General features: G+C 69.3%; 7 protein-coding genes. 1 reads left to right on the plus strand and 6 read right to left on the minus strand.

Annotated elements, in window-relative coordinates; translation table 11 throughout:
• Positions 1 to 32 precede the first annotated feature (32 nt).
• The 6 genes from IPL40_11655 to IPL40_11680 form a co-directional block, all read right to left on the minus strand.
• A complete protein-coding gene (locus IPL40_11655; protein MBK8481817.1) occupies positions 33 to 4061 on the minus strand; it encodes a zinc-dependent metalloprotease in 4029 nt (1342 codons plus the stop codon).
• A gap of 64 nt (positions 4062 to 4125) precedes the next feature.
• Positions 4126 to 5211, minus strand: coding sequence for a hypothetical protein (locus IPL40_11660; protein ID MBK8481818.1), 1086 nt, complete (start codon positions 5209 to 5211; stop codon positions 4126 to 4128).
• Between the two features lie 78 nt (positions 5212 to 5289).
• The gene (locus IPL40_11665; protein MBK8481819.1) at positions 5290 to 6261 is read right to left on the minus strand and encodes a hypothetical protein; all 972 of its coding nucleotides are present in this window, start codon (positions 6259 to 6261) and stop codon (positions 5290 to 5292) included.
• A 30-nt stretch (positions 6262 to 6291) separates the two neighbouring features.
• Entirely contained in the window at positions 6292 to 6969 is a 678-nt protein-coding gene (locus tag IPL40_11670) for a hypothetical protein (protein ID MBK8481820.1), read from the minus strand.
• Positions 6966 to 8705: a hypothetical protein gene (locus tag IPL40_11675; protein ID MBK8481821.1), complete on the minus strand. Its 1740-nt coding sequence runs from the start codon at positions 8703 to 8705 to the stop codon at positions 6966 to 6968. The genes IPL40_11670 and IPL40_11675 overlap by 4 nt, the downstream gene beginning before the upstream one ends.
• Positions 8702 to 9394 (minus strand): hypothetical protein, encoded by a 693-nt coding sequence (locus tag IPL40_11680; protein ID MBK8481822.1) that lies wholly within the window; start codon positions 9392 to 9394, stop codon positions 8702 to 8704. Before IPL40_11680 ends, IPL40_11675 begins: the two co-directional genes overlap by 4 nt.
• Before the next feature lie 651 nt (positions 9395 to 10045).
• Here IPL40_11680 and IPL40_11685 point away from each other — a divergent pair.
• Complete coding sequence (locus tag IPL40_11685; GenBank protein MBK8481823.1) at positions 10046 to 11524, plus strand: hypothetical protein; 1479 nt, start codon at positions 10046 to 10048, stop codon at positions 11522 to 11524.
• The last annotated feature ends 198 nt before the right edge of the window (positions 11525 to 11722 follow it).

The raw sequence follows: 11722 nt of genomic DNA on the forward strand, positions 1-11722 counted from the left end.
GCAAGCGCCCCCACGGGCTCCGCACCGCGGCCTCAGTTCACGTTACTGCCGAGAATGCCGTAGAGGCCGCGCATCAGGTTGAGCCACTTGATCGTGTCGTTGAGGTCTGCGGTGGCCGTGTCGGAGGTCGGATTGCCCAGGTAGATCGTGGCCTGGTCCTGGCATAGCCGCACCATCTTCACCGCCGCGGGCTGCTCTTCGTCGGCGACCGCAGGGTCGCGTAGCGCGCTATAGAGGTGACCGCCCAAGGGATCGGCGCAGGACACGAGCTCCTTGCCCGGCGCCGGCGTGACCTGCTCCCCCGACCCCTGGCGAAAGACCTGCTGGCGGTCGACAAAGCGCAGGCTGTAGAGCGAGCGCAGCTCGAGCATGCCGAGGACCAGCGTGTAGTATTTCTGCGTGAACCAATTCTGCAGATCGATCGCCTCGCCGAGCGGCAGGTTGTCGAGGCGTTCGCCGGTGGCCGGGTCGAGCAGCACGGCCGGTTCGCTGCCGACGGGCCGCAGCCGCAGCGGACGCGCCGGCCGCGTGCGCAGCTTGCCCTCCACGATGCGCGGCGCATAGCGCTCGTAGTCCTCCGTCAGGATGCCCTCGAAGTGCCGCGTCAGCTCGTGGTCGAAGGTCAAGTAGTAGGGGACCAGATAGCTCGTGAAGTCCGATCCGGTCTCGCGGCCGACGAAGGTGCCGACGGACTGGGTCAACATCTCGAGCGCGGCCAGCGACTCCCAGAAGTGCCCGCTCTCGAGCACCTGCTCCTGGTAGTTGTAGCCGGAGGCATAGTCGAAGCGGCTGAAGCGCCGGCGGCCCGGGCCGCGCTCGATTACCAGGCGGTTGCTTTCGGGCGCCTTCGTGTCGTCGCTGAGCTGGCCCCACTGCGTCCCTGTCGCCGAGCACTTGCGCGTCACGGGGTCGAAGCGGCAGTACGTGCCATAGGAGGGCGTGGCCAGCACGTCCATCAACAAGTTGAAGCCCGTGTAGGTACCCAGCGTCCAGTAGTTCGCCTGCACGCTATCCGGGGGGTCGCGAAAGACCGTCTGGAAGAGCCAATGCTGATAGGTGTTGGGTAGGTAGGAGAAGTAGCGGCCGGCGACGCGCCGAAAGACCGAGTAAGCGTCGAAGGCGAAGCGGTCGCGTTTGAAGTTATTGAAGAAGTAATAGCTGCGATAGCCGTCGACGACGTTCTGCACCTGCTCGCGTGGGTCGGCGCCCTCGTCCCAGCGCTGACAGCTCTGCGTCGCGCCCGCGTACTCGTCGCCGCAGAACATATAGGGCACCTCAGCGTCCCGCTGCGTGTCCTCACGCGCGACATAGTCGGCGACCTCTTCGCTGCCGTCGGCAACGAAGGCTCGGCATTGCGTCGTCGCCTGGTCTTGCTCGGCCTTGAGCTCGGCCCAGCGGCGGAAGCGGCGCTGGACCAGGCCGCTCTTGCCACCGAGCAGGTTCCAGACCGAGCTGTAGTGCCATTGCTCGAGCAGATAGTCGAAGGCCGGGTTGGGAATGCTCTCGTAGCGCGGCAGGCAGTCCTTGAAGCGGTCGCGCAGCACGACCTTGGCCCCCACCGGAGCCTCGTCGAAGACCTCGACGTGGCCGCCGTAACCGAAGAGGATCGCCGCCTCATCGTACTTGCCGATGCCCTGAGCGTCGGAGTTGAACTTGGCGTGGTAGTCCATGATCGACGAGTACTGCTGCTCGCGCATGCGCCCCGCCACCTGCGCCGAGGTCTGCTGCGCCTGCTGGTAGAGCTGCGCGAAGGTCAGCGATTCACCCGCCGCCAGCGGATCGCGCGTGATCAGTCCGCCCTTGCCCTGGGCGTCGGCCGGCGCCCGCAGGTCCCAGTAGCGGTTGAAGTAGTTCACGCTGTCGTAGGAGCCGGCGAAGTTATGGCGCAGGCCGAGGGTGTGGCCGACCTCATGCTCCATCACCGCGCGGAAGATCATCTGGCGCAGGTACTGCCACATCGCGTCGTAGTCCTTGGTGGCGCCAAAGCGCCGCCAGACCTCCTCCGCCAGCCCCTGGATCGAATCGTCGGCGAACTCGGCCAACCACAGCGTCTGCGCTGCCGCGCGACCGATGCGCAGCTCGTCGAGCTCGCGCGCCTCCGGCGAGGCCCAGTGCAGCGGTGAGAGCGCGTCGCGCAGCTCCGTCGGCAAGCTCGCCGGATCGAGCTGCCCGCCCGTGGCGGCGCTCGGCGCCAAGGCGCGCAAGATCTCATCATCGACCAGCGGCGCCGCGAGGCTGCTGCCCGCGAGCAGCTCGCGCCGCTGAGCGCTGGCGCCGGGGCTCGCCGGCTCGAGCCCGCGCTCGCGCAAGGCGGCGAGCTTCTGCTGCACGTCCTTGCCCAGCAAGAGCGCCCGCAGCGCTTCACCGCGGAGCTGCGCCACCTCGGCCGGGATCTTGGCCGGATCGCTTGGCTGGCGCACCGTGGCCAGATAGCTGCGGACGTCGGCGCCCGTGGTCAGGTCGTCGAGGCTCAGGTCGTTATTGAGCACGCGAATGATCTCGAGCGCCGTCGAGGCGTACTCGTCGACGGCAGCGCCATAGACATGGGCCATGCCGGCGATCACCTCGCCGGTCTCCGGATCCGCCGAATGCGGACCATAACCGAGCGGGCCGCGAAGCTGCCGCTCGGGCACCCAGGCGAGGAAGCTGTAGCGCAGGTCGCCGAGCCGGGCGCGGACGCGCGTCGCGTCGTGGCGAAGATTGGCGCAGCTGAAGTCGTCACCCGGCTGCTGCTGTTCCCAGCCATTGCGATCGAGCCGGAACATATCGGGCACGACGTCCCGGCCGATCGCGTCGAGCTCGGCCTCGCTCTCGCCCGTCGTCCGCACGAGCAGGCCCTTGGCCACGGCGACCGTCCGGCGAAAGGCGCGATTCCAGCCGGCCGCCGTCTGCTCCGCGGCGGCGACCAGCTCGCAGGGGAAGTCCTCGTTGAGGTGGTAGACGATCGGCTTGGGCTGCCGCTCGGTTACCGGGATCGGCACATAGGCGCCGTCGGCGTCGCGCTCGAGCATGCCCTGCGCGTCGGTGCGATAGGCCCGCTGCCAAATATTGTGGACGTCGGCGAGGTAGACGCGGCCCGACTCGCGCAGACCGTAGCGGCGGTCCCAGGTGAAGCGCTCGGTGCGAAAGTAACCAAACTTGCCCATCTCGCGGTTGGGCAGCGCCACCGGCTCGAAGTTGCGCTCGCCCACGCGCAGGAAGGCGGTGCGCACGCGCACCTCGGTCGGTCCGCAGCTCGCGGTCTGGAAATTCTGGCCGCGGTAGCTCTGGAACCAGCAGAGGGGCAGCTCGCGCTCGCGCCCGCCCGAGCGCAGCTTGACGGTCTCGGGCTCGAGCAGGAACTTCCCCACCAGGTCGAAATAGCCGATGCGCTCGCCCCAGGCCGCGGCGGGGCGCGCGCGCGCCGTCGCCAGCGCGTCGAAGTCGACCGCGCGCCCATCCCGCTCGATGAAGCGCGGCGCGTCGGCGCTCTTCTCGTGCGCCTGGACGAAGAAGCGCGCCTGATAGGGCACGCGCCCGCCCGCGCCGTAGAACGCCCGCCCATCGACCTGGCTGGTGGACCAGTCGACGCGCAGCCACTCGCGCTGATGCCAGGGGCGATCGGTGCTGTTCTCCTCGATCACGTTGAGCTGCTCGCCGGTCGTCGGGTTGTAGTTGCGGCGCAGATCAAAGTGCGACTCGATCGGAAAGGCGGCCACGGGGTTCTCGCGGTATTCGCTGGCAGCCACCTTGCCGCGCTCGGTACTGTCGGTGCCTGGCACCTCCTCGTAGGCGCGGTAGGCGATCAGCCACTTCTCCTGCACATCCCAGCGCACCTTCTCGAGCGCGCCGGTCTGACCGACCCAGGCGGCCGTCGCGGTGCCTGGCACGCCGATCACCGTGTTGCGCAGGTACCAGGTGCCGGAGAAGAGCGACCGCGGCAGGCGATTCGGCTGCGTACGGTCGATGTCGCCCTCACCGGCGCAGGCGGCGAGCGCCGCGAGGGCGAGGAGGGTGGCGCCGGCGCGCGTGCGCGCGCGGCGGCTGGCTGAGCTGGCGACGGGGCCTCGGCTGCGCATCATCACATCATCCTTCGGCGGGCTCGCGGTCGCCCGTCAGGCGGCAGGCGGCCCGCCACGGTAGCGCTCAGTAGATCACGGTGGCGGAGAGATAGAGCTGGCTGTAGTTATTCGCCGGGGAAACGAAGTCCCAGAAGGGAAAGCGCGGCCAACGCCCATCGGCGGTCAGCGCCGGCTGCCGACTCGAGGCGCCGAGCGCGAGCACGACGTGCTGCTGGAGTTGGTAAGCCAGCTCGAGCGTGCCCCAGCTCTGATCGGCGCGGCCGACGCGCGGCAGCCCCGGCGCGCTGAGCGGATCGTCGGCCACGGCGAAGCGGAAGTAGTTGTAGAGCAGCAGATCGGCGCTGAACCAGAGGCGATCGCTGAAGAACCAGGCGGTGTGCAGGCTGTTGATCAGCAGCACGTTGTCGTTCATCGGCCCACCAGAGCCGCAGGCCGTACCGTCGCCCCGCCCCGCGCGGGCGAGGCAGAGCGCCAGACCATCGCCAGCGCGGTGGGCAACCCCCTGACCGCGCTCGCGCCGGGTCGGCAGGTACTTCTGCAGGGCGAGATCGTAGCGCAGCTCGAGCCGGTCGCGCGCGACCCGCACCAGGTAGCCGGCGGCGCCGCGCAGATTGACGACGGTGTCGTTGGCCCGGCTCTCATAGGAGACCGGCAACCAGAGCTGAGCGCTGCCGGTCAGCTTGCCCCCGAGCCAAGGATCGCGCCAGAGCGCGAGGTGATGGTAGGAGAGGCGCAGGTCGCTCGGCGTGCAGCGCCGCCCCGAACCTGCGTTGTCGGCCGGCGTGTATTCGCAGCCCGCGCCCCAGAGCAACCGCAGGCTCTGAGCCCGCGTCAGATTGAGCCGCGGCACGAGCAGCAGCTCCTGGCCGACGTTGGGGTTGTCGCCCTGCGCGCCGGTCAGCAGCGTGCCACTGCCGAGATAGGTCGAGAGCAGCGCCGCCGAGCCCTTGAAGCGCGCCCACCAGCCCGTCCCCTGGCGCCGCGCGAGCTGCAGCTCGGTGAGCTGCGCCGCGGCCGGTCGCGGCGCGCAGACCAGCGCAAACGCCAGCGCCGCCAGCGCCGCCAGCGCCGCCAGCGCCGCCCGTCGGCGGCGCGCGCGCGCCGCATAAGGCCCTGATGCTGACTTCGTCGGGATCAGGCCCGCGATCACATCACAGCTAGGCGACGAATGCCACCTTGGCGGCCCACGCCGCCGCCCCCGCGGGCCCTCCGCCAGCGCAGCGGGCCCTCAAGGCGCGGTGGCGCGCAGGTGGGCGGCGATCGCCTCGGCGGCCGCGCGCGCGCGATCGAGCTGCTCCGGCGGCAGCGAGATCCCCGCCACCACCGCATGCCCGCCGCCGCCCCAGGGCGCGCAGAGCTCGGCCAGGTTGGTCAGCGGCTCGGGACGCTGCCAGGGATTGCTGCCGACCGAGACCTTGGCGCGGCGCGGCGAAGCGGTCAGCCCCACCGTGTAGCGCAGCCCCTCGTGCAGATAGTAGGGCACGAACTTATTGAAGCCCTCGACGCCATCGGCCGAGAGGTCGAAGGTCGCCACGCCCCGCTGGACCTCGATCCGCCGCCGCAAGAGCTCGAGCTGCACCGCCTGCTGCTCGAGCACCGGGGCGACCGCCTGCGCGATCGCCGGCAGCGCCCGCGCCTGCGCCAGGGTCCCGGCGGCCAGCGCCTGGATCAGCGCCTCGACCAGCGCCTGCGGCGGCGCCTGCTCGAGCAGCGCCATCAGCTGCAGCGCCGGGGACTCGAGGCGCACCGCCTGCGCGGGGCTCTCGAAGCGCGCGCTGTCGATCAGATCGGCCCAGCGCAGCTGCTCGGCCAGCGGCGCCGGATCGAAGCCATGCTCGCGCGCCAACCAACGAGCGAGCAGACCGGCGCAGGAGGGCGCCTGCGGGTCGAAGCATTTGCGCCCGGAGCGGTCGGCAGCGAAGTGGTCGCGATCGGCAGGCTGGAGGAAGGCGCTCTGGTGATGGTCGCAAAACCAGCCGAGCCGCGGCGAGGGCGAGTAACGAAAATCGAGCACGGCGTTCTCTTCGGCGTTGAAGCACGCCGCGTGATCGGCGCCGTAGGGATCGCCCTGGCCGTGACTCATCCCGCGAAAGCTGACCACCGCGCGCGGATCGATGCGCTCGCGATAGAAGCGCCAGAACACCGCCGCGGAGACCGCGCCGTCGAAGCAATTACCGTGAAAGAGCACCTGTAGGCTCATGGATCCCTCTGCGTTGCTTCCCTCTGGTTGCTAGGTTCCCAGGCGCTTGCGCAGTTCGTCGGTGAAGTAGCCGCCCGTCAGCGCGTCGAGGTTCGCCGTGATCTCCTCGAGGCGAATCGACTCGGTGATGCGCTCACCGGGATCTTGCGGCGGATTGAGCTTGAGGAAGGTCATCAAGCGGCGCCGCGTGAAGTAGAGCGAGGTCACCTCGCGCAAGAGACCTTCTTGCACGCCGACCAACGAGGTCACGTCCAGCACCTCGGCGTTGAAGACCAGGCGGTCGAGCGACCAGTGCGCGCGCACGTTGAGCGAATAGGTGCTGTGGCTGTTGTCCTCGCTCTCCTTGATCGCGTAGACGGCCTTGTAGAGCGCGTCCGTCATCCGCCGGTCGTTGACGCCACGCTCGGCGTTGGCGGCGACCTCCAGATCCGGCACCAGCGCCTTGAGCATCGCCCCCGTACGGTAGGTCTTGACGCGCTCGGGATGGACCTGGAAGAAGCGCAAGGCCTGGACCTGCACCTCCTTGACCGTCGGCTCGCGCTCGAAGCTCAGCTTGAGCGCCCGCAGCTTGGCTGGATCCGGCGGCGGCGGCGCGGCCGGCGCGCCCCCCTCGCCCCCCTCGCCTGCTGCACCCTCTTGGGCCCCAACAGAACCTGCCGCGCCAAGCACGAGCAGCAGCGTCAAAACGACGCCAAGTGTTCGTTTCAAAGGACACCTCCTGTAGCCTTGCTCCAGTAGCCACCGCTGATCGCATCGAAGTATGCGGCGATCTCCTGCAGCCGTAGCCGATTGTGCTCGCGCTCGAGCAGGCTGGCCGGCGCTGCGTGCACCAACCGATAGGCCGCGCTGCGATACTCCGCGTAGAGACGCTGCACCTGTTGCGCGAGCTTCTGCCGCTCCTCGTCGAGATGGCCCTCGATGCGGCCGAAGTGCGGCAGCGAGCGGCGGTCGAAGACCAGGCGGCTCAGATCCCAATTCGCCATTACCTCGAAGCGCCAGGTCTGGGGATCGAAGCGGTTGTGGTAGAGGAAGGGGAGCAAGAGGTAGGGATAGGCGCGCACGAGGCGCAGCTCGCGTCCGACCTCGTAGGTCGCACCGACGGTCAGCTCCGGCAGCATCGCGGCCCACGGCGCACGGTCGCGGTAGGCCTGGTTGTCGCGAAAGTAGACCTGCTTGTACTCGAGCGTCTTGCGCCAGAAGGTCCAGAGGTCGGGCAAGTCGAGCAGGCGCCGGCTAAAGGGCGAGTGAGCCAGCGTGGCCTCGTCATCGTCGTCGCCGGTGCGCAGCCGCAAGATGCGGCGGTTGGTCAGCACCCAGAGCTGATTCTCGTCGCTCTCGAAGGCCTCAATCCAGCGCCCCGTCTCGCCGCCGCCGAGCTGCAGCACCTTGTTCCAGGTGTTGCCGGCGTCGGAGGTGCGCCAGAGCGCGATCTCCGTCAGCGCGTACCAGACCTCGGGGCGCTTGGTGATCAACAGATTGGAGACCATCTCGCCGACGAAGCGCCGCCCGCGCCGCGACCAGGTGCCGTACTCGCCCCCCTGCCAAGAGGCGAAAATGCCGTCCATCGTGCCGAGGGCGCGGACGTTGTTCGGTCCCAAGGTGATCCAGTGCACGTCCGAGCGCGGCGGCCACTGGTCCCAGTACGTCGTGATCCAGTTCTTGCCACCGTCCGGGCTGGCCATCGCCGCGCCCGACATCGCCATATGCAGCAGGCCCTTGGCCTGCGGGTCATAGAACAAGCCGTAGATCGCCGAATCGCGGATGTAGAAGTTCATCTCCTTCTCGAGCGTGATGCCGCGATCGTGAGAGATGAACAGCCCGCTGGCGGTGCCGACCAGCAGGTTGCGCGGCTCGAAGGGATCGGAGGCCACACTGTAGACCATGCGCTCGGCCTGGCCCGCGATGCCCTGCCAAATGCGAAAGAAGGTGCGCCCACGATCCGTCGAGCGATAGAGGCCGTCGGAGGTGCCGATGTAGACGCGGCTGTCGTCGGCCCATTCGAACTCGATCCAGTTGATCCCGACGATCTTGTCGCCCTTCTGCACCAAGAGCTGCTGCAGATTGACGCCCGAGGTGTGGAGGCCCTTGCCGCGCAACCAGCGCTGCAGCAGCGGTGACTTGCCGGGCAGGCCGAGGGCATACTCGAGTCGTGAATCCGGCTGGCGCTCGCGGCCGAAGAACAAGGTGCGGTAGGGCGTGACCGTGATCTCCTGCCAGGTCTTGCCGCCGTCGGTCGTGCGATAGAGCTTGCCGTTGAAGGTCCCGGCCAGGACGAAGTTGGGATCGCGATGGCTGACCGCGAGGCAGGTCATGTCGTCGCCGAAGCCGGCCGTGGTCAGCATCTCCCAGCGCACGGCATCGCCCGCGGCTGCGGCGGGCGGCGGCGCCGCGAAGGCGAGCGCGAGCGCCAGCAGCACGGTAGGCCCGGCCGCGCGGCAACTCATCGCGGGCCCCCATCACCGGCGAGACCGCGGGGATCGCAGGAGGGCTGCCGGCCCGCGGCGTCCGTGAACGCTGAGACCGCGTCGAGCTGGCCTCGCGCGCCGGAGGTGCCGCGCACGCGCACGAAGCGCACGCGAGCGAGACGGGCGCAAGCCAGGTCGAAGGCGGCGGCGCCCGTCGCCTGGGCCCAGAAGCCGATCGGGGCCCAATGCTGGCCGTCCAGGCTCACCGTGACCTCGAAGGCCGCAGTGCGGGCCGACCGGCTGCCGCAACCGCCCGCGCCTCCCCCTGCCCCACCACCGCTAACGGCGCCGTGGAGCTGAAGATCGGGTTGATCGGGGACGTCGTAGAGCTCGCGGCCGAGGGCGATCTGCAGATCGGCTAGCGGATCGAGCTCGATCAGCTTGCCATCCGGGGCGCCATTGGCGGCGAGCAGGTCCTGCCCCAGCGGCACCCTTCCCTGGGCGTCGACGCCGGTGCAGCACGAGCAATCCCCGGGGCAGTTGACGCACTCCTCACCCTGGCCCGGCTCGCAGCGGCCGTTGCCGCAGCTCGCGGGGAGCACCCCGTCAGTGAGGTCCGGCGGCTCACCAGCGGGAAGACAGCCGGGGAGGCAGCCGGCGCCCAGGAGCATCAACGCCAGCAGCGGCCGCAGCCTGGGCGAGCGGGCCCTAACCGAGCGCGAGGCCATCCACCGCCGAGGCTCCTGCCCGTGGTCGCAGGGGTCCCAGGAGTCTGTGGGGCCGGGGGGGTGTTTGATGCGGGCTATCATCGCCTTGGGCTTCGTGGCCTCGAAGCTATCCCCCACGCTTGAGGGCTGCCAACGCGGCCACCCTATACCGACGCGGCCTAGGGGCAAAGCAACCGGCGTGCCCGCAGTGCTCCGCCGTGGCCGGGCGACCGCAGGGCCCAGAGCGTCTGACAACCGGCCGAAAGCGCTTCGACGACGCGGGAGCGGCGGCACAGAGGATGGTCTCGCGCGCGACCGCAGGCGCCCAGCCGGTGGCTCAGGTGGCAGCCGCCGTTGATCCACTGCGACCACGAATGACCCCAGCCCTCGCCGGCGCTGCCGGGCGGAGGCCGCGACGCCAAGGGAAAACCGTCGCCGCCACCTTGGGCACAGGGATTGCTTTCACGAGGCACGGATGCTGCTTTGGAGGGCAATCCGATGCGTGGAAGCGATCCGATACGTGCACGGGCGTCTGCGGGCAGCCGGTCTGCGGGCAGCCTCTATGCTGCCAGCCTGGTATTGCTTCCTGCGGTCCTCGCCGCCTGCGGCGACGCCGGCGCGGGGAACGACCCGGGCTCCCGTCCAGGGAGCGTCGAGAAGCCCGTCGTCAGCTTGGCCTCACCGCCTGCCATGGCCGTCGGCCAGGACCTGCAGGTCGTCGGCCAGGGCTTCGTCGACCCGCAGCGCGGCCGCTCGCTGCTGGTCATCAGCGGTCGCTACTTCGACCCCCAGGGCCAGGCCTATCCTGGCGCGCCGATCAATCTCAAGGTCGAGGCCCACTTCGTCAATAGCACCCAGCTCACCTGGCGCATGCTCCCCAACATCGTCTTTCACCCCGACGGCAACAAGCTCGGCCGCTTCGTCGGCGAGGTCCGCGTGCTCAATCAGTATGCCGACGGCAACGAGGCGCTCTCCGCGCCGGTCAGCGTCGGCATCGAGATCAAGCCCTCGCTCGTCGTGCGCGCGCTGCGGCCGCAGGGCTCCGATTGCCGGCTGGTCGTCAGCGCCACGACCGAAGACCAGCCGCTCTCGATCGCCGTCGAGGCGGTCGGCCTGCTCCCGGGAACGCCCACGACGCCGCTCACCTTCAGCTGGACCTTTCTGCGCGAGCACCTCAGCGTCGGCGATACCTTTGGCGTCTTCGACACCGTCTCGGACAACTCTGGGGCCTTCACGATCGACGATGTCGTGCGGCAGGGCGCCGGCTCGGCGCTCCAGGATGCGAGCAGCTGCGCCGGCGGGATCCCGCCAACCTCGGCCTCCCCGCGCATGGAGGACTATGTCTTCAACTTCCTCCAGGAGCAGTGCCGCGCCAACGCCTCGGGCGAGAAGCGCTTCCTGTTCAAGGCGCTCAACGACCTGGCGGGCACCGAGGCCGGGATCAAGACGCTGCGCACGCGCAAGATCGTGAGCGGCGACGGCCTTGCCGAGAACGCCGTCTCCAACAGCCGCGACGGCCATGTGGTCACGCAGATCGGCATACGGGCCACCGATGCTCAGGGGAGCTCGGCGCAGATCGTCATTCCGCTGGAGATCTTCCAGACCGTGGTGATGCGGCGCGACACCAGCGCCGACCGCATCGTCGAGTTCGAGGCGCCCGAGATGGTGGGCTCTTGCATCCCCGGCGGCGTGCAGCAGCGCCAGATCAGCTATCGCGAGAACCAGGGCACCTCGCGCCAGCGCGGCAAGGACGTCAACCTCTCGCCTCAGTTCGGCGGTCAGCTCGGCTTTGTGCGCGGCCTCAACTTCAGCATGGGCTTCGGCGTGAGCGAGAACAGCTCCGTCAGCACCACTGCGGATTTCGGACGCGACGTGAGCAGCGACCTCTTCCCCGGATTTTACGCGCAGTATTACCGTCAGGCCGTGAAGATCGACCGCGTGGCGCGCCTGACCTGGCATGATAAGTGTGGCAGTGCTGCCGACATGGGCGAGGCGATCCTCGTCGACTGGGACTTCACGGCGGAGGTGGCCACGGGGCCCTCGGGCAAGGACGGCTCGGGCTGTCCCCCGCCCTCCCATCTGCCCCCGGTGGGCCCCTGCCGCAATGGCTGCCAGGCCCGCTCGGCCTTGACCGCCGCGCAGCAGCCATGAGCCAGGGAGGGCAGCTGGCCGAGGCCGGCCGGATCGCCTATGCCGAAGCAGCGCGGAGCGCCCGGGCGAGGGGCCCGAGCTCGCGTTCGCTGGGGCAGGGTCGGGGCGGCCCCTGGGGAGCGGTCGGGTTCGCTGGAGCGGTTGGGTTCGCTGGGGCGCGGTCGGGTTCATAGCCAGAGCGCGGCGGGTGAGGAATGC

The organism is Pseudomonadota bacterium, from assembly GCA_016711215.1.
In the GTDB taxonomy this organism is placed as follows: Bacteria; Myxococcota_A; Polyangia.